This is a genomic window from Ruegeria sp. AB9 (assembly GCF_056542585.1).
Genome location: NZ_JBQGAA010000003.1, coordinates 421,334 through 440,156 on the forward strand (window position 1 = coordinate 421,334; position 18,823 = coordinate 440,156).

Annotated in this window: 14 protein-coding genes; 2 read left to right on the top strand and 12 right to left on the bottom strand. The window is 56.7% G+C overall.

The genetic code is table 11. The features are described from left to right. Positions 1-50 precede the first annotated feature (50 nt). The 3 genes from fusA to rpsL are packed head-to-tail and all read right to left on the bottom strand — an operon-like array spanning position 51 to position 3,044. Complete coding sequence (fusA, locus tag ACR0K5_RS11245) at positions 51-2,168, bottom strand: elongation factor G (RefSeq protein ID WP_480629744.1); 2,118 nt, start codon at positions 2,166-2,168, stop codon at positions 51-53. Positions 2,169-2,186: 18 nt separating this feature from the next. Further along, positions 2,187-2,657, bottom strand: coding sequence for a 30S ribosomal protein S7 (gene rpsG, locus ACR0K5_RS11250; protein ID WP_010441203.1), 471 nt, complete (start codon positions 2,655-2,657; stop codon positions 2,187-2,189). Positions 2,658-2,672: 15 nt separating this feature from the next. Beyond that, entirely contained in the window at positions 2,673-3,044 is a 372-nt protein-coding gene (rpsL, locus tag ACR0K5_RS11255; protein WP_005621086.1) for a 30S ribosomal protein S12, read from the bottom strand. A 389-nt stretch (positions 3,045-3,433) separates the two neighbouring features. On the opposite strand from rpsL, the gene ACR0K5_RS11260 reads away from it, so the two are divergent. After that, entirely contained in the window at positions 3,434-4,240 is an 807-nt protein-coding gene (locus ACR0K5_RS11260) for a putative rhamnosyl transferase (protein ID WP_480629745.1), read from the top strand. A 4-nt stretch (positions 4,241-4,244) separates the two neighbouring features. Continuing rightward, on the top strand, positions 4,245-5,051 hold the full coding sequence (locus ACR0K5_RS11265; protein ID WP_480629797.1) for a putative rhamnosyl transferase: 807 nt from the start codon (positions 4,245-4,247) through the stop codon (positions 5,049-5,051). Here the strand turns inward: ACR0K5_RS11265 and ACR0K5_RS11270 are convergent. From ACR0K5_RS11270 to rplA, 9 genes are all read right to left on the bottom strand, one after another. Then, positions 5,036-5,905, bottom strand: coding sequence for a DMT family transporter (locus tag ACR0K5_RS11270; protein WP_480629746.1), 870 nt, complete (start codon positions 5,903-5,905; stop codon positions 5,036-5,038). The two genes, ACR0K5_RS11265 and ACR0K5_RS11270, sit on opposite strands and share 16 nt — an antisense overlap. A gap of 88 nt (positions 5,906-5,993) precedes the next feature. After that, entirely contained in the window at positions 5,994-6,476 is a 483-nt protein-coding gene (locus ACR0K5_RS11275) for a hypothetical protein (RefSeq protein WP_480629747.1), read from the bottom strand. Positions 6,477-6,666: 190 nt separating this feature from the next. After that, entirely contained in the window at positions 6,667-10,908 is a 4,242-nt protein-coding gene (gene rpoC, locus ACR0K5_RS11280) for a DNA-directed RNA polymerase subunit beta' (protein WP_480629748.1), read from the bottom strand. Continuing rightward, positions 10,908-11,216 carry a hypothetical protein gene (locus tag ACR0K5_RS11285; RefSeq protein ID WP_480629749.1) on the bottom strand — a complete coding sequence of 103 codons (309 nt, stop codon included), beginning with the start codon at positions 11,214-11,216 and terminating at the stop codon, positions 10,908-10,910. Before ACR0K5_RS11285 ends, rpoC begins: the two co-directional genes overlap by 1 nt. Beyond that, complete coding sequence (gene rpoB / locus ACR0K5_RS11290; protein WP_480629750.1) at positions 11,213-15,349, bottom strand: DNA-directed RNA polymerase subunit beta; 4,137 nt, start codon at positions 15,347-15,349, stop codon at positions 11,213-11,215. The genes ACR0K5_RS11285 and rpoB overlap by 4 nt, the downstream gene beginning before the upstream one ends. 250 nt (positions 15,350-15,599) lie before the next feature. Continuing rightward, positions 15,600-15,974, bottom strand: a complete 375-nt coding sequence (gene rplL, locus ACR0K5_RS11295; protein WP_170446876.1) for a 50S ribosomal protein L7/L12 — start codon at positions 15,972-15,974, stop codon at positions 15,600-15,602. A gap of 79 nt (positions 15,975-16,053) precedes the next feature. After that, a complete protein-coding gene (rplJ, locus tag ACR0K5_RS11300; protein ID WP_010441181.1) occupies positions 16,054-16,572 on the bottom strand; it encodes a 50S ribosomal protein L10 in 519 nt (172 codons plus the stop codon). Positions 16,573-16,953: 381 nt separating this feature from the next. Continuing rightward, positions 16,954-17,940, bottom strand: coding sequence for a sulfotransferase (locus ACR0K5_RS11305; RefSeq protein ID WP_480629751.1), 987 nt, complete (start codon positions 17,938-17,940; stop codon positions 16,954-16,956). Between the two features lie 183 nt (positions 17,941-18,123). After that, the gene (rplA, locus tag ACR0K5_RS11310; RefSeq protein WP_480629752.1) at positions 18,124-18,822 is read right to left on the bottom strand and encodes a 50S ribosomal protein L1; all 699 of its coding nucleotides are present in this window, start codon (positions 18,820-18,822) and stop codon (positions 18,124-18,126) included. Position 18,823 lies beyond the last annotated feature (1 nt).

An 18,823-nucleotide genomic window follows, 5' to 3' on the forward strand; every position in this document is an offset into this window, starting at 1 on the left:
TTTTTCGGTAATGAAGGGAGCCCCTGACCGGAGCTCCCTCAAATCTTCGCTTATGCGTATTTCGCCTGAATCTCGTCCGAGATGTTCTGCGGAACCGGATCGTAGTGGTCGAACTGCATGGTGAACTGGGCACGGCCCGACGACATCGAACGCAGAGTGTTGATGTAGCCGAACATGTTCGCCAGCGGGACGAACGCGTCGATCGCGATCGCGTTGCCGCGCGGCTCTTGTCCAGACACCTGGCCACGACGCGAGGTCAGGTCACCGATGATACCGCCGGTGTATTCTTCCGGGGTGATCACTTCGACCTTCATGATCGGTTCCAGCAGCTTCGCGCCAGCTTTGCGCATGCCTTCACGCATACACATACGGGCTGCGATTTCGAACGCCAGAACGCTCGAGTCAACGTCGTGGAACTTACCGTCCAGCAGAGCAACCTTGAAGTCGATCACGGGGAAGCCAGCCAGAGGGCCGCTGTCCATGACGGACTGGATGCCTTTCTCAACACCCGGGATGTATTCCTTCGGAACGGCACCACCAACGATGCGGGACTCAAAGGAATAACCTTCGCCTGGCTCGGTCGGAGTGATCTCGAGCTTGACCTCACCGAACTGACCCGAACCACCCGACTGTTTCTTGTGGGTGTAGGTGTGCTCGACCGGCATCGAGATGGTTTCACGATAGGCCACCTGCGGAGCACCGATGTTCGCTTCAACCTTGAACTCACGCTTCAGACGGTCAACCAGGATGTCCAGGTGAAGTTCGCCCATGCCCTTCATGATGGTCTGACCCGATTCCAGGTCAGTTTCCACACGGAAGGACGGGTCTTCGGCGGCCAGACGGGCCAGACCCTGGGACATTTTCTCTTGGTCGCCCTTGGTTTTGGGCTCTACCGCGATCTCGATCACCGGATCGGGGAAGGTCATGGTTTCCAGAACCACCGGATCCTTCGCGTCGCACAGAGTGTCACCGGTGGTGGTGTCTTTCAGACCCGCCAGCGCGATGATGTCGCCTGCAAACGCTTCTTCGATCTCTTCCCGGTTGTTCGAGTGCATCATCATCATACGACCGATGCGCTCTTTCTTACCTTTGGTCGAGTTCAGGATCGAGTCACCCTTGTTCATGGTGCCCGAGTAGATCCGGGTGAAGGTCAGCGAACCAACGAAGGGGTCGTTCATGATTTTGAACGCCAGACCCGAGAAGGCCATGTTGTCGTCGGCACGACGCGCAATGTCACGAACTTCGTCTTCGTCGCCGGGTTTGAAGCCCATGTAATCAACAACGTCCAGCGGGCTGGGCAGATAGTCGATCACAGCGTTGAGCAGCGGCTGAACACCTTTGTTCTTGAACGCAGAACCACCCAGAACCGGAACGAACGCGATTTCCAGAGTGCCTTTGCGCAGCAGTTTGCGCAGGGTCGGAACGTCGGGCTCATTGCCTTCCAGGTATTCCATCATTGCGTCGTCGTCCATTTCGACGGCCGCTTCGATCATCTTGCCGCGCCATTCGTCAGCCATGTCTTTCAGGCTGTCGCGGATCGGTGCTTTGACCCAGCTTGCGCCCAGGTCTTCGCCCTGCCACAGCCATTCTTCCATGGTGACCAGATCAACAAGACCTTCCAGCTCGGATTCTGCGCCGATCGGAATACCAACCGGAACAGCACGAGCACCGGTGCGGTCTTCGATCATGCGAACGCAGTTGAAGAAGTCTGCGCCGATCTTGTCCATCTTGTTGACGAAAACCATGCGCGGAACCTTGTAGCGGTCAGCCTGACGCCACACGGTTTCGGTCTGAGGCTCAACACCGGCGTTTGCGTCCAAAACGCAAACAGCACCGTCGAGAACCGCCAGCGAACGCTCAACTTCGATGGTGAAGTCAACGTGGCCGGGGGTGTCGATGATGTTCAGGCGGTGCTTGGGCGAGTCAGCAGTCTGACCGTCTTCGGTGCGTTCCCAGAAAGTGGTGGTCGCAGCCGAAGTGATGGTGATACCGCGTTCCTGCTCCTGCTCCATCCAGTCCATGGTGGCTGCACCATCGTGCACCTCACCGATGTTGTGGGATTTGCCGGTGTAATACAGGATGCGTTCCGAGCAGGTGGTCTTACCTGCGTCGATATGCGCCATGATACCGAAGTTACGGTAATGGTTGAGTGTATATTCGCGTGCCATTTTGATAAGCCTCTGGAATTACCAACGGTAGTGGCTGAAGGCTTTGTTCGCCTCGGCCATCTTGTGGGTGTCTTCGCGCTTCTTCACGGCGGTACCACGGGACTGTACAGCGTCCAGCAGTTCGCCGGCAAGGCGCTCTTCCATGGTGTTTTCGTTGCGGCCACGCGCAGCGGTGATCAGCCAGCGGATGGCCAGTGCTTCGCGGCGCTCGGGGCGCACTTCGACCGGAACCTGATAGGTTGCACCACCAACCCGGCGCGAGCGAACCTCGACCGACGGTTTGATGTTGTCGAGAGCTTCGTGGAACACTTCGACAGGAGCGCGTTTTACCTTGTTCTCAACGCGGTCAAACGCGTTGTAAACGATGCGCTCTGCGACCGACTTCTTGCCGTCGATCATCAGGTTGTTCATGAATTTGGTCAGTACCTTATCGCCAAACTTGGCGTCAGGCAGGACTTCGCGTTTTTCGGCGGCGTGACGACGTGACATATCAGCCTCTCCTTCTTACTTGGGACGCTTCGCGCCGTATTTCGAACGACGCTGCTTACGGTCTTTGACGCCCTGAGTATCCAGAACACCGCGCAGGATGTGGTAACGCACACCGGGAAGGTCTTTTACACGGCCGCCACGGATCAGAACAACCGAGTGTTCCTGCAGGTTGTGGCTTTCACCGGGGATGTACGAGATGACCTCGAACCCGTTGGTCAGGCGCACCTTGGCAACCTTACGCATAGCCGAGTTCGGCTTCTTCGGTGTGGTGGTGTACACGCGGGTGCAGACGCCGCGTTTCTGCGGGCACTGCTCCAGGTGCATGGACTTCGAGCGTTTTACTTTAGGCTGCCGCGGTTTGCGGATCAGCTGTTGAATAGTTGGCATTCCGGTTCTTTCCCCGTTTTGCAACACACATGACATGCACGCGGGCTGCGTGCGGCTAAATTCGCTGCGCTCATGCGTCCACAAGCGCAAAACCCACGAGCGCTCCCATTCCGAGGTGAACGTCGCGGTTGTTTCTCAGAGGGCGCGAACTGCAAAATTGTCCGGGCCTTGACCAGTTCATTACTGGAATCGGCTACGGGGCGGCCCCCGGCACCGAGATGACGCGCGTAATAGGGGGAGTCGGCCCAAGTGTCAACAGCACTGTGCCGACGGCTTCAGGCGGGCATGATTTGGGGCGTAACGGATTGCCTCAAGAAACGCCATACCCCTGTTGCGACCAACTCATGGCGGGGGCATAGTTGCGTTGAGTACCCGCCGATGGATGACAGATGCAAGTAATTGGCCTGTGCCGCTTTTCATATCCCGCGATTGGCGGCTTTCGGCTGAGCCACGAAACAATCGAAAACCAAAGGCGAATTCTTTACGCCGATGACAGGCTGGAAGAACGCTTTCGCCTGTTTGAAGCCATCACCCTGCCCGGCTTTCGCACCCAGACAGACGAGGCTTTTGAGCTTTTGGTCTTAACAGGAACCTGCCTGCCCAGGGCCTATGCGGAACGGTTGCGGGATCTAACCGCCGGGATCAAACAAATCCGTATCATCGAAAAAGACCCTGCAGGTCATAAATGTATTATACGAGAGGTGATGAACACTGCACGTACCGATCCGCGCCAGCCCTGCGTACAGTTTCGACATGATGACGACGACGCCGTTTCTGTTGATTTCATCGAAAGCCTTCGCGCTGCCGTTCACGAGAATGCGGGACTGATGCAGCAAAGCGAGTCTGTCGGCATAGACTTTAACCAAGGTTACATCGCCCGACGCGAAGCCCGCGGAATTCAGGCTGCTCAGGTCTATCGGTCGCTGCTGGGCGTTGGCTTGGGTATGTATGTTCAAGGAAGCAGCAGGCGGACTATCTTTGACCGGCTGCACAACAGGTTAGCCCGGTTCATGCCCGTGGTCAGCTATCCCGACGCGCCGATGTGGGTTCGAATGCTGCATGAGTTCAATGATTCCGACCACGCGCGCAGGGATACACGTGAATTATTGCCTTTTACGCCAAAGCAGGCGGAAGATTTGCGGGTGCGGTTCTCGATTGATCCGGGCACCTTCCAAGTTACACATGTTGCGAACTGAGCAGATGCAGGTCATTGGTCTATGCCGGTTTTCCTATCCCGCAATCGGCGGGTTTCAGACGACACACGAATCTGTCGAAGAAAGACGGCAGTTTCTGTACCGAAACGACAGGTTGGAAGAGCGGTTTCGCTTGTTCGAAACCATCGCCCTGCCGGGTTTCAGAAAACAATCCGACGAAGATTTTCAATTGCTTGTCGTGGTCGGCGACTGCCTGCCCAAACCGGCATTCTCCCGCCTTCACGATCTGACGGCCGACCTGAAACAGGTTCAAATTGTTACGAAGCCTCCGGGGCGACACAGAAAAGTCATGCAGGACGTCCTGAACTTGGCTCGAGTCAATCCGGATCAGCCCTGCTTGCAATTTCGCCATGATGACGATGATGCTGTATCTGTGAATTTCGTTGAACGGTTGCGAGGATGCGTTGGGGATTGCGCCGAGTTGTTTCAAAACCGTGCCCTGGTCGGCATTGATTTTAATTGCGGTTACCTGGCCAGAGCCGATGCCGAAGGTATTCAGGCCGCCCGTGTGTATCGGCCATTAATGACTGCCGGTCTAGGAATGTATGTTCGGGGCGGCACCCAGAAATCGATCATGAATTTCACCCACAACAAGATCAACAGAGCTATGCCTGTTGTCACTCGCCCGGACACGCCGATGTGGGTGCGGGGCCTGAACCGGTTTAATGACTCACCGCGCACCAGAAACACCAATGTCGAACTAGACCCTCTTACGCTACGGCAAACGGAGGAGTTCTTGTCTCAATTCGCCATAGATCAAGCCGTCGTCAAACGGGTTCACGCGGTGCCCTGACGTGCGCGTTCGCGGAACAACGTGAACAGTCCGGCGCCCACAATCAGCGAAGCACCCAGCATTGTCAGGGTATCGGGCCATTCCTCGAATACTGCCCAGCCAAGCCCAAGTGCCCAGATGAGGCTGGAATACCGAAACGGCGCGACAAATCCGACATCCCCCTGACGCATGACCATAACACTGAACAGATACCCCATCAGAACAAACACCGCAGCGGCTGCAACCAGAGAGCCGGCCAAGGTCGAGACCGGAACCCACCCTTCGAACACCGATGCAATCGCCGCCGCCAGAGCAATCGACCCTGATGTCGCAAGTGTCACAACCATGGACGGCACATCCGCCGACATTCGTCGGGTAACGAGGTCCCGAACCGTAATCGAGGCGACAGCAATCAAAGCATAAACTGAGTACATGCTGAACCCGTCCGGGCCAGGTCGAACGATCAGAACCATACCGACAAATCCGACGGCAATTGCCAGGATGCGCCGCCAACCAATGTGCTCGGAAAAGAACAATGCCGCCCCAAGGGTTACTGTCAATGGCAGCGCTTGCAAAATGGCCGTCACATTAGCAAGGGGCATGTTCTTTAGGGCGGTCAGGAAGAAGAAGGTCGCTGACAGCTCGGTCAGACTGCGCAACGCAATGAGCCATTTGTCGTGACGAGAAAAGTTCAGGTGCAGCGCGCCCAGATATCGGGCAAGCATGAAAACCAGAATGACGGCCAAAAATCCCCGCATGGCCACCAGTTGAAACAAGGGCAGCTCTTGCAAGGCTACCTTGACCAACGTGTCATTCAGGGTAAACGCTGCCATGCTGCCCATCATCAGCAAAGCGCCTTTGGTATTCGGGGTCATATTGCCGGCACTCCGGTCTGGGCGATGCCCCTAATAGGCAGAGATCGCGGAAAAGATGTCAATATCGCGTTAACTGTTTGACTGACCGTTATCCGAAGGGAATGATGGTGCCGAACCAGTTCAGGCTGGAAGGCTCGGTTATGTCCTGGACATATTCCACCCAATCTTCTCCGTATACATGCTCGAAAAACGCAGGGTATTTCCACACGAGATTGTGATAGGTCAGGATGGTTAAAAACGCGCCAAGCGTCAGCGAGCTGGCGAACTCTCGCATTTTGCCTTTCAGAAAGAGCATCACCATCACACCGGCCACGCCCGCAAGGCCCAGACTGACGAAGTCCTGTGTATCAACTTGGCTGTGGCCGGGAACTCCGATTGATTGATACTGAATGTAGCGGGTCAGGAAGATAGCCAGAATACCCAGTAAAAAAGCCCCCAGAAACGAACCGGGATAGGCCAGACGTTGCCAGATACTCTCGGTTCTGGGCGGGGGCTCATTGCGTTTAACCTCTTCCGAGCGCTGTTTGATCCGCGCAACGCGATCCTCGAAGGAATTGTTTTCGGTGCCCATGGGTCAGCCCAAAATCATAAGAAAATAACATAGCAGAGCTAATTGACAGCTTGTGGAACCGCAAGCATCGACACTCAGATCGAAGCCCGCATTCTGGCCGCCCAGATCAGGCTACCCCTCCCCGTCGTCAGCAACAAAAAAAAAGACCCCGCGAAATCGCGGGGCCTTCCGTGTCTTCTGGATCAGGTGATTACTCGCGGCTTTCTGGTGTTTCCACCAGAACGTCCAGCTCGTCTCCGACCATGTCATCGTCGAGGATCGGAGCAGCCAGCGCAGCGGCGGCTTCGGCCTCTTCCCGGCGGGCTTCGATCACCACGTTGTCACGCGACTGCGCGATGTGACGAACAGACTGAGTTGCGCCACCGGTACCGGCAGGGATCAGACGGCCAACGATGACGTTCTCTTTCAGACCAACCAGTTTGTCTTTCTTGCCCTGAACCGAAGCTTCGGTCAGCACACGAGTGGTTTCCTGGAACGACGCCGCCGAGATGAACGAACGCGTCTGCAGCGAGGCTTTGGTGATCCCCAAGAGGATCGGCTCGCCCAGTGCCGGACGACCGCCGCGTGCGATGGTCTTCTCGTTGGCCGCGTCGAACTCCTGCTTGTCGACATGCTCGCCTTTCAGCAGGGTGGTGTCGCCTGAATCCAGGATCTCCCACTTCTGCAGCATCTGGCGCACGATGACCTCGATATGCTTGTCGTTGATCTTCACGCCCTGCAGACGATAGACGTCCTGCACCTCGTCGATCATGTAATCCGCCAGCGCTTCGACACCCATGATGGACAGGATGTCATGCGGAGCCGGGTTACCATCCATCAGGTATTCACCCTTCTGGATGAAGTCCCCTTCGGCGACTGGGATGTGCTTGCCCTTGGGCACCATGTACTCGATGGTCTCCATGGACTCGTCAGCCGGTTCGATGCTGATGCGGCGCTTGTTCTTGTAGTCGCGGCCAAAACGCACGTAACCATCGGCTTCTGCGATGATCGCGTGATCTTTCGGACGACGGGCCTCGAACAGTTCGGCAACACGCGGCAGACCACCGGTGATGTCCTTGGTCTTGGCGCCTTCACGCGGGATACGCGCAACAACGTCACCGGCTTCAACCTGCTGACCGTCTTCGACCGACAGGATCGCATCCACCGACATCGGATAGTGAACCGGGTTGCCCGCATCGTTGCGGACAGGCTCGCCATCTTCACCGACCAGAATGATCTCGGGCTTCAGGTCGCTGCCTTTGGGGGCCGCGCGCCAGTCGATCACGATCTTCTGGGTCATACCGGTTGCTTCGTCGGTCTCGTCGCGGACAGCAAGGCCCGAAACCAGGTCGACATATTTGGCGGTACCGGCTTTCTCGGCGATGATCGGCAGGGTGTAAGGATCCCATTCGAACAGCTTGTCACCACGGGCCACCTTGGTGCCGTCCTTGACGAACAGCTTGGAGCCGTAACCCAGCTTGTGGCTGGCACGCTCTTCACCGTGCTCGTCCTTGATCACCAGCTTCATGTTCCGGCCCATGACCAGGCTTTCGCCTGCGGCATTCACCAAAATCTGCGGGTTCTCAAACGAAACGACACCTTCTTGGCTGGCTTCCTGGAACGACTGCTGACCACCTTGTGCAACACCACCGATGTGGAAAGTCCGCATGGTCAGCTGCGTGCCCGGTTCACCGATGGACTGCGCGGCGATGATGCCGACAGCTTCACCCGTGTTCACCATGGTACCGCGCGCGAGGTCACGACCGTAGCAGGTTGCACAGACGCCTTCCTCGGACTCACAGGTCAGAGGCGAACGGATGCGCATCGAAGCAACACCGGCCTCATCGATCGTGTCGGCCATACGTTCGTCGATCAGTTGACCTGCTGCGACCAGAACTTCATCCGTACCCGGACGCAGAACGTCATCGGCAGACACACGGCCCAGCACACGTTCCGCCAGCGAGGCAACAACCTCACCATCGTTCACGGCTGCTTCGGCAGTGATCGCACGCTCGGTGCCACAGTCGATCTCACGAACGATACAGTCTTGCGCCACGTCCACCAGACGGCGGGTCAGGTAACCCGAGTTCGCCGTCTTAAGAGCGGTATCCGACAGACCCTTACGGGCACCGTGGGTCGAGTTGAAGTACTCGAGAACGGTCAGACCTTCTTTAAAGTTCGAGATGATCGGCGTTTCGATGATGTCACCGTTCGGTTTGGCCATCAGGCCACGCATACCGCCCAGCTGTTTCATCTGAGTGACCGAGCCACGCGCACCGGAGTGGGCCATCATGTAGACCGAGTTCGGTTCCTGTTCGGAACCGTCCGCCGCCCGATCCGATGATGAGATTGTACTCATCATCGCCTCGGTGACGCGGTCGTTACACTTCGACCAGGCATCGACAACTTTGTTGTACTTTTCGCCCTGAGTGATCAGACCGTCCATGTACTGCTGTTCAAAATCCTTCACCTGACTGCGGGTATCATCAACGATACCCCACTTGTCATCCGGAATGACCATGTCGTCCTTACCGAACGAGATGCCTGCCTTGAACGCCTCTTTGAAGCCCATCGACATGATCTGGTCGCAGAAGATAACCGACTCTTTCTGACCGCAGTAACGGTAGACGGTGTCGATCACCTGCTGCACTTCTTTCTTCCGCAGCAGACGGTTGACCAGCTCGAACGGCGCCTTGTTGTTCATCGGCAGCAGAGCACCCAGGCGCAGACGGCCCGGAGTGGTCTCATAACGCTTCTGAACTTCGTTGCCTTCGTCGTCGATCTGCGTGATCCGCGCGGTGATCTTGGTGTGCAGATGCACTTCACCCGCGTCCAGCGCGTGCTGAACTTCTTCGATCGAGCCGAATACCTTGCCTTCGCCCGGCATGCCTTCGCGTTCCAGGGTCACATAGTAGAGACCCAGGATCATATCCTGCGACGGAACAATGATCGGCGCGCCGTTTGCTGGCGACAGAACGTTGTTCGTCGACATCATCAGAACACGCGCTTCCAGCTGCGCCTCAAGGCTCAGCGGGACGTGAACAGCCATCTGGTCACCGTCGAAGTCAGCGTTAAAGGCCGAACAGACCAGCGGGTGCAGCTGAATGGCTTTACCTTCGATCAGGACCGGCTCGAACGCCTGAATGCCAAGACGGTGCAGCGTTGGCGCACGGTTCAGCATGACAGGGTGTTCGCGGATCACCTCGTCGAGGATATCCCACACTTCGGGACGCTCTTTCTCGACCAGTTTCTTCGCCTGCTTAACAGTCGAAGACAGACCCTTGGCTTCAAGGCGCGAGTAGATGAACGGCTTGAACAGTTCCAGCGCCATCTTCTTGGGCAGACCACACTGGTGCAGCTTGAGTTCAGGACCGGTCACGATGACCGAACGGCCAGAGAAGTCGACGCGCTTACCCAGAAGGTTCTGACGGAAGCGACCCTGCTTACCTTTCAGCATGTCAGACAGCGATTTCAGCGGACGCTTGTTGGCGCCGGTGATCACGCGGCCACGACGGCCGTTGTCGAACAGAGCGTCAACGGATTCCTGCAGCATCCGCTTTTCGTTGCGGACGATGATGTCAGGCGCGCGCAGTTCGATCAGACGCTTCAGACGGTTGTTCCGGTTGATGACGCGGCGATACAGATCGTTCAGATCCGAAGTCGCAAAACGACCACCATCCAGCGGAACCAGCGGACGCAGTTCCGGCGGAATGACCGGGATCACGGTCATCACCATCCACTCGGGCCGGTTGCCCGACTCGAGGAAGCTCTCGACAACCTTCAGACGCTTGATGATCTTCTTGGGCTTCAGTTCGCCGGTCGCTTCGGCCAGATCAGCGCGCAGCTGCTCGGCTTCGGCTTCCAGATCGATCTGGGCCAGCATCTCACGGATGGCTTCGGCACCGATATTCGCGGTGAACGCGTCCATGCCATAGGCATCCTGCGCGTCCATGTACTCTTCTTCGGTCAGCATCTGGCCGTAGGTCAGATCGGTCAGACCGGGCTCGATAACGACATAGTTTTCAAAGTATAGAACACGTTCCAGATCACGCAGCGTCATGTCCAGCATCAAACCGATGCGGGACGGCAGCGATTTCAGGAACCAGATATGCGCAACAGGCGCGGCCAGTTCAATGTGGCCCATACGCTCACGCCGGACTTTCTGCAGGGTGACTTCCACACCGCATTTCTCGCAGACAACGCCGCGATACTTCATCCGCTTATACTTGCCGCACAGACATTCGTAATCTTTGATCGGTCCAAAGATACGCGCGCAGAACAGGCCGTCACGTTCAGGCTTGAACGTCCGGTAGTTGATGGTTTCGGGTTTCTTGATCTCGCCATAGGACCAAGACAGGATCCGCTCGGGCGACGCCAGCGAGACCTTGATCTCGTCGAAAACCTTAGGGGGCGTCAGCGGGTTGAACGGGTTGTTGGTGATTTCCTGGTTCATCAGGTATCCTTTCCAGGCTCATCGCACGAGAACGTCACGTGCAGTCCAGTGCCAATGTATGCATACGTATGGGTGAAGCGGTTCAGTTCAGATTGTGTTGCACAGATTGCCGAAGCGACTTCGAAGCCATCCCATTTTGATGTTTCGTAGATCGCCATACGGCCATCGACACTCTCATTGTGATCAACCAACAGGTTCACTTCCATCGAAGTTGAGCCCGCGGCTTTTCCGGCAAAGAAGCTTGCAGCTCCTACAACCAAAATCACCGCGGTGCTCACGATCACTTTGAGAGCACGCATCTGCGTCACTCATCCACCTCCGCATCCAGGAGTTCCATATTCAGGCCGAGGCCACGGACTTCTTTCACCAGAACGTTGAACGATTCCGGTACGCCCGCTTCAAAGTTATCCTCGCCCTTGACGATCGACTCATAGACCTTGGTCCGGCCGGCGACGTCATCCGATTTCACGGTGAGCATCTCCTGCAGGGTGTAGGCGGCGCCGTAAGCTTCCAGAGCCCAGACTTCCATCTCACCAAAGCGCTGACCACCGAACTGCGCCTTACCACCCAGCGGCTGCTGGGTCACCAGGCTGTACGGCCCGGTCGAACGCGCGTGGATCTTGTCGTCCACAAGGTGGTGCAGTTTCAGCAGGTACTTGATTCCTACGGTCACCGGACGTGCGAATTGCTCACCGGTACGACCGTCGAACAGAACCGACTGACCGCTTTCCGAGAAGCCCGCACGCACCAGCGCGTCGTTGACGTCAGCCTCTTTGGCACCGTCGAAGACCGGGGTTGCGATCGGAACACCGCGGGTCACATTGCCCGCGGCCTCGATCAGGCCGTCCTCGTCCAGACCGGTGATGCCTTCTTCGTAGACATCTTCGCCATAGGCCAGCTTCATCGCTTCGCGAACCGGGGTCAGGTCGCCGGAACGGCGGTATTCACCCAGTGCGTCGTCGATATTCAGACCCAGACCGCGTGCGGCCCAACCCATGTGGGTTTCAAGGATCTGACCAACGTTCATACGCGAAGGCACACCCAGCGGGTTCAGACAGAAGTCAACCGGCGTACCATCGGCCAGGAACGGCATGTCTTCCATCGGAACAACCTTGGAGATCACACCTTTGTTCCCGTGACGACCGGCCATCTTGTCGCCCGGCTGCAGCTTGCGCTTCACGGCGATGAAGACTTTGACCATCTTCATCACACCCGGGGGCAGATCGTCGCCACGACGAACTTTCTCGACCTTGTCTTCAAAACGGGCGTCCAGAGCACGCTTTTGCACTTCGTATTGCTCGTTCAGAGCCTCTACGATCTGTGCGTCCTGCTCACCTTCCAGCGCCAGCTGCCACCACTGACCACGGGTCAGGGTTTCCAGCAGCTCCTCGGTGATCACCGACCCTGCCTTGACGCCTTTCGGGCCTTTGACAGCGGTTTTACCCAGGATCAGGCCTTGCAGACGCGCATAGATGTTGCGGTCCAGGATCGCCAGCTCGTCGTCCCGGTCACGGGCCAGACGTTCGACTTCCTCACGCTCGATCTGCAGCGCACGCTCGTCTTTCTCGACGCCGTGACGGTTGAAGACACGGACCTCGACGACCGTACCGTAATCGCCCGGCTTCACGCGCAGCGAGGTGTCGCGCACGTCAGATGCTTTTTCGCCAAAGATGGCGCGCAGCAGCTTTTCTTCCGGGGTCATCGGGCTTTCGCCCTTCGGAGTGATCTTGCCGACCAGAATATCGCCCGGCTCAACATCCGCACCGATGTAAACGATGCCGGCCTCGTCGAGGTTGCGCAGCGCTTCTTCACCGACGTTCGGAATGTCGCGGGTGATCTCTTCCGGGCCCAGCTTGGTGTCACGGGCGGCGACTTCAAACTCCTCGATATGAACCGAGGTGAAGACGTCATCACGCGCGATACGTTCCGAGATCAGGATCGAGTCTTCGTAGTTGTAACCGTTCCACGGCATGAACGCGACGACCACGTTCTTACCCAGAGCCAGTTCACCCATATCGGTCGACGGACCGTCGGCAATGACCTCGCCCTTCTGGACGGTGTCACCCACCTTGATCAGCGGACGTTGGTTGATGCAGGTGTTCTGGTTCGAACGCTGGAACTTGCGCAGACGATAGATGTCAACGCCAGCGTCGCCCAGTTCCAGATCTTCGGTGGCGCGGATAACGATACGCTGGGCATCGACCTGGTCGATGATACCAGCGCGTTTCGCCTGAATCGCAGCGCCCGAGTCGATCGCAACCTTTTCTTCGATCCCGGTACCGACCAGCGGCGCTTCGGCGCGTAGCAGCGGAACCGCCTGACGTTGCATGTTCGAGCCCATCAGAGCGCGGTTGGCGTCGTCATTTTCAAGGAACGGGATCAGCGACGCAGCTACTGATACCAGCTGTTTCGGAGATACGTCGATCAGGTCCACATTCTCACGCGGGGCGAGAGTGTAGTCACCGGCCTGACGGGTCGAAACCAGATCGTTGATGAACTTGCCATCGGCATCCAGAGTCGCGTTCGCCTGCGCCACGGTGTGGCGCATTTCCTCGGTCGCGGACATGTAGTGGACCTCGTCGGTCACCTCGGCGTCTTTGACAACGCGGTAGGGTGTTTCGATGAAGCCATACTTATTCACGCGGGCGAAGGTGGCCAGCGAGTTGATCAGACCGATGTTCGGGCCTTCCGGCGTTTCAATCGGACACATCCGGCCATAGTGGGTCGGGTGTACGTCGCGCACCTCAAAGCCCGCACGCTCACGCGTCAGACCACCGGGGCCAAGCGCCGAGAGGCGGCGTTTGTGGGTGACTTCCGACAGCGGGTTGGTCTGGTCCATGAACTGCGACAGCTGCGACGAGCCGAAGAATTCGCGAACAGCAGCCGCAGCCGGTTTCGCGTTGATCAGATCCTGCGGCATGACGGTGTCGATCTCAACCGACGACATACGCTCTTTGATCGCGCGCTCCATGCGCAGCAGACCGACGCGGTACTGGTTTTCCATCAGTTCGCCGACCGAACGCACACGACGGTTGCCGAGGTGGTCGATATCGTCCACGTCGCCTTTGCCGTCACGCAGTTCCACCAACGCCTTGATGCAGGCCACGATGTCTTCGCGACGCAGAGTGCGCAGGGTGTCAGGCGCATCCAGAGCCAGACGCATGTTCATCTTCACGCGACCAACGGCGGACAGGTCATAACGCTCGCTGTCGAAGAACAGCGTGTCGAACAGGGCCGACGCAGCCTCGACGGTGGGCGGCTCACCTGGACGCATCACACGATAGATGTCCATCAGCGCGCTTTCACGGTTCAGGTTCTTGTCCTGAGCCATGGTGTTGCGCATGTAGGGGCCGACATTGACGTTGTCGATGTCCAGAACCGGGATGTCGGTGATACCCGCATCGATCAGTTCTTTCACGGTGCCACCAATCAGGTCGCCGTCTTTGTCGTATTCCAGCGTCAACTCATCACCGGCTTCGACATAGATCGCGCCGTTTTCTTCGTTGATCATGTCTTTGGCGACAAACTTTCCAACGATATGATCGAACGGAACCAGCAGGTCGGTGACGGTGCCTTCGTCGATCAATTTCTTGACCGCGCGCGGCGTGACTTTTTTGCCTGCTTCAGCAATCACTTCACCGGATTTGGCGTCAACCAGATCATAGGTCGGACGGGTACCACGCACACGTTCAGGGAAGAACGGGGTAACCCAGCCCTTCTTCTTGTCCAGCTTGTAGGACACGGTGTTGTAATACGCGTCCATGATCGCTTCCTGGTCCAGACCCAGAGCATAAAGCAGGGTGGTCACAGGCAGTTTGCGACGGCGGTCGATACGGGCAAATACGATGTCTTTGGCGTCGAACTCAAAGTCCAGCCAGCTGCCGCGATACGGGATGATGCGGCAGGCAAACAGCAGCTTGCCCGAGGAATGGGTCTTACCCTTGTCGTGGTCAAAGAAAACACCGGGCGAACGGTGCATCTGGGATACGATCACGCGCTCGGTGCCGTTCACGACAAAGGTACCGTTCGGCGTCATCAAAGGCATGTCGCCCATGAAGACATCCTGTTCCTTGATGTCTTTTACCGATTTTGCGCCGGTGTCCTCATCGACATCAAACACGATCAGACGCAGGGTAACCTTCAGCGGCGCGCTGTAGGTCATATCGCGCTGCATGCACTCTTCGACGTCGTATTTCGGCTTTTCCAGATCGTATTTCACGAACTCCAGAACGGAAGTTTCGTTGAAATCCTTGATCGGGAAAACCGATTGGAACACGCCTTTGATGCCTTCGCCGTCAGTGGGCTGCTCTGCATCGCCGGAGCGCAGGAAAAGATCATAAGAAGATTTTTGGACCTCAATAAGGTTCGGCATTTCCAGCACTTCGCGGATTTTGCCGTAATATTTACGAAGACGTTTCTGGCCAAGGAACGTTTGAGCCATGTCAGATGTCACCTTTCGATGTTCTCAGCGGGCAAAGACACCGTCGGGCCCCGGCATCTTGCACAATCGAGACAACACGTCCGGATCAATTCATGGCCACCGTCCCGAAGGCGGCCTCCCGATCCGAAAACCGTGTCTTAGAAAACGCCCCACATGTTGAGGCCCTTTCTAAGACAGGTTCGGCTGGACCCGGATTTCTCCGGACCCAGCCAAATTTTTCGGCGCATCTGCGATGCACCTGAGACTAAGCTTAGGCCAGCTCGACTTCGGCGCCAGCTGCTTCCAGCTTGGCTTTGACGTCTTCTGCTTCTGCTTTGTCCACGCCTTCTTTGATCTTGCCGCCGGCTTCGACCAGTTCCTTGGCTTCTTTCAGGCCCAGACCGGTGATGCCGCGAACTTCTTTGATCACGTTGATTTTCGAAGCGCCGGCGTTCTTCAGAACGACGTCGAATTCGGTTTTTTCTTCCTCAGCTGCGCCACCGGCGTCGCCACCGGCTGCGACCATTACGGCGCCGCCAGCTGCGGGCTCGATGCCGTATTCGTCTTTGAGGATGGTTTTCAGTTCTTGTGCTTCCAGCAGGGTCAGACCCACGATGCTTTCTGCGAGTGCTTTCAGATCAGCCATTTTATCAGCTCTTTCCGTTTACAGTGTGTGTTCCAACGTCAGGGCAAGTGCCCCACGCAGATCATTCAGTGCCAACCGCTTACGCAGCTTCCGCCTTCTCTTCGATGGTGGAAAGGATGCTTGCGATGTTGCTTGCAGGTGCGCCAATCGCGCCGGCGATGTTCGAAGCAGGTGCGCCAATGCAGCCCACGATCGAAGCAATAAGCTCCTCGCGAGACGGCATTTTCGAAACTGTTTCGACGCCTTTGCGGTCCAGAGCGTTCTCACCCATTGCACCGCCAAGAATCTCAAAATTCTTGTTATCCTTGGCGAAGTCCTCGGCCACCTTGGCTGCTGCCACGGGGTCCTCGGAATAGGTCAGAACGGTCATCCCTGTCAGCAGGTCGGCCATGCTTTCACACGGCTTACCCTCGAGGGCGATTTTGGCGAGCCTGTTCTTGGCAACACGCACAGCACCACCCGCGTCACGAGCACGTGCGCGAAGGTCCTGCATCTCGGCAACTGTCAGACCGGCGTAGTGCGAAACCACTACGACGCCAGAGCTTTCGAAGATTTGGCCGAGTTCCTCGACCACTTTCTCTTTCTGGGCTCTATCCACAGTTCTCTCCAAGTTTGGGGCAATATCTCACCCCGGCTCATATTTGCCGCGGTCGAAACCCCGGCGTTCAGGTCCGTTGTTACGGGATTGGCCAAAATGCGCCCGAGGGTGGGACCCTCAGAATTCTTTGGTCTTACCCGTCTCAGGCAGGGAATTAAGGGGCCGAATGGACCCACCCACCGTCTTGGACGAAACAAAATAAAGCGCACGACGAATCGCACGCTTTATTTCGTAGCCTTATTTAGGGCAGATAGCCCGGGTTTCCAAGGGGTAAATTACAGCTCAACTATCCAACAATTGCTTTGGTGTTTAACCCATGAATTGCGTTTCCCGATCAGCCGATGCAAACGGGCAATCATTAACTGACGTTCGCTGACAAAATTACTTTAGTGACCCTTCATGTCGTTCACGCCACAGAGCAACTTCCTCCGGCATCTCCTTTGCAAGGAAATCGTACTGATCCGAAAGCGTACTATACAACTGAGCACGAAGTTCGGTGGGAAACTGCATTTTCTCACCCTCAAATACCGGACTGGGCGCCTCGTATGACCCAGACGGGCCCTCCACACCGACCCAACTGCAAAGTTCATCAAGAAATGGTTTGGGCGCTGAAGTAACTTTCTCGTAGCTTACAAGTTTGAATGCATTTTGATCTGTTTTTGCACGCCATCTTGGAAGGTTTCGCGCGTAATTCGAGTAGTCCAAGACTAGCTCCCACGGCACACCCTTGCAGCCAATGGTCATATCTTCAGGTGCAACCGAGATCTGCCCGAAAGAGAGCAACATACGCAAGCTCGACCAAGTTCGGTCAACAGGGTCGCGGGCAATTGCAAGAACTTTCAGATGCGGGTTTACGTCAAAAGCGTGGTCGATCCCCGCGTCTGACAAGTTGAAATAACTTGGGCATACATCAGCACGGCATTGCCAGCTTTCTGCGTGTTCGAATATTTGCCGATACCAGAATTCACCTGTATTGGGCTCGGCAACATGCAAAGCTTCCTTGAGCCACCTCAGGTCATTTTCCGTCACATCCGACCCCAAATTGGCGCAATGCTGCACAACTCTCAGCATCTGCTCCCTGCGGTGATCGGCTGCGTAGTCCGCAACGGATGAATCGAAGAGTTCGGAAAAATAATGGATCTCTTTAACTGGCGGAAGAAAGAACCCGTGATGCTGCCGAAAGGCCGCGTCCAGCCAAGTTGTCGCCGCCTTCTGGGCGCCAACACACAACAAATCCGGACACTGATCTGCCTTGTTCGTGGAAGCAGAGCAGGCAACCTGAACTTGCCCAAACGTCTCCGGCCTCTTTGCGGCAGGGTGAAGGAAAGATCTTAACCGCTGAATTAGCTGACTTTGTCTTACGCTCATAAAACACGTCCTCCATTACCAAAAGGCAGAACACTTGGCGGATCAGGCCTCCACTCGACTGATCGTGGCAGGGGCTCTATCGAGTCCAAACAGACGAACTCGCGAACGCGCCTGATTTGGTGAAAAAAATCCCGAGCAATTCGTATTGCCCGGGATTACTGTTCAACAGTCTCAAGCCTGAGCTTATTCGCCCGAAGCTTCCGCTACATCCAGCGTCACGCCTGGGCCCATGGTCGAGCTCAGCGCGATTTTCTTCATGTATGTGCCTTTGGCGCCCGACGGCTTGGCCTTGGCAACGGCCGAGACAAACGCGCGGACGTTTTCGACCAGCTTGGCTTCGTCAAACGACGCTTTGCCAACACCGGCGTGCACAACGCCGCCTTTTTCCGCCTTGAACTGAACTTCACCACCCTTGGCTGCTTCCACGGCCGCTTTCACGTCCATGGTCACAGTGCCAACCTTGGGGTTCGGCATCAGGTTGCGGGGGCCCAGAACTTTACCCAAACGGCCAACGATCGGCATCATGTCAGGGGTTGCAATGCAGCGATCGAATTCGATGGTGCCGCCCTGAATGGTTTCCATCAGGTCTTCTGCGCCAACGATATCTGCACCTGCTTCTTTTGCTTCGTCAGCTTTCGGGCCACGAGCGAACACAGCAACGCGCATCGCTTTGCCGGTGCCATTCGGCAGGCCGACAACGCCACGAACCATCTGGTCCGCGTGACGGGTGTCAACGCCCAGGTTCAGAGCGATTTCGATGGTCTCGTCGAATTTCGAGGTTGCGTTGCCTTTTACCAGAGCAACAGCATCTTCAACCGACAGGTTTTCCTTGCCGGCGACAGCTTCGCGCGCAGCGCGGGTACGTTTACCGAGTTTTGCCATC

What these genes read in the sequence shown, in the direction of transcription:
- fusA (WP_480629744.1), bottom strand. Translation starts at nt 2,168, where the DNA reads ATGGCACGCGAATATACACTCAACCATTACCGTAACTTCGGTATCATG.
- rpsG (WP_010441203.1), bottom strand. Translation starts at nt 2,657, where the DNA reads ATGTCACGTCGTCACGCCGCCGAAAAACGCGAAGTCCTGCCTGACGCC.
- rpsL (WP_005621086.1), bottom strand. Translation starts at nt 3,044, where the DNA reads ATGCCAACTATTCAACAGCTGATCCGCAAACCGCGGCAGCCTAAAGTA.
- ACR0K5_RS11260 (WP_480629745.1), top strand. Translation starts at nt 3,434, where the DNA reads ATGCAAGTAATTGGCCTGTGCCGCTTTTCATATCCCGCGATTGGCGGC.
- ACR0K5_RS11265 (WP_480629797.1), top strand. Translation starts at nt 4,245, where the DNA reads ATGCAGGTCATTGGTCTATGCCGGTTTTCCTATCCCGCAATCGGCGGG.
- ACR0K5_RS11270 (WP_480629746.1), bottom strand. Translation starts at nt 5,905, where the DNA reads ATGACCCCGAATACCAAAGGCGCTTTGCTGATGATGGGCAGCATGGCA.
- ACR0K5_RS11275 (WP_480629747.1), bottom strand. Translation starts at nt 6,476, where the DNA reads ATGGGCACCGAAAACAATTCCTTCGAGGATCGCGTTGCGCGGATCAAA.
- rpoC (WP_480629748.1), bottom strand. Translation starts at nt 10,908, where the DNA reads ATGAACCAGGAAATCACCAACAACCCGTTCAACCCGCTGACGCCCCCT.
- rpoB (WP_480629750.1), bottom strand. Translation starts at nt 15,349, where the DNA reads ATGGCTCAAACGTTCCTTGGCCAGAAACGTCTTCGTAAATATTACGGC.
- rplL (WP_170446876.1), bottom strand. Translation starts at nt 15,974, where the DNA reads ATGGCTGATCTGAAAGCACTCGCAGAAAGCATCGTGGGTCTGACCCTG.
- ACR0K5_RS11305 (WP_480629751.1), bottom strand. Translation starts at nt 17,940, where the DNA reads ATGAGCGTAAGACAAAGTCAGCTAATTCAGCGGTTAAGATCTTTCCTT.
- rplA (WP_480629752.1), bottom strand. Translation starts at nt 18,822, where the DNA reads ATGGCAAAACTCGGTAAACGTACCCGCGCTGCGCGCGAAGCTGTCGCC.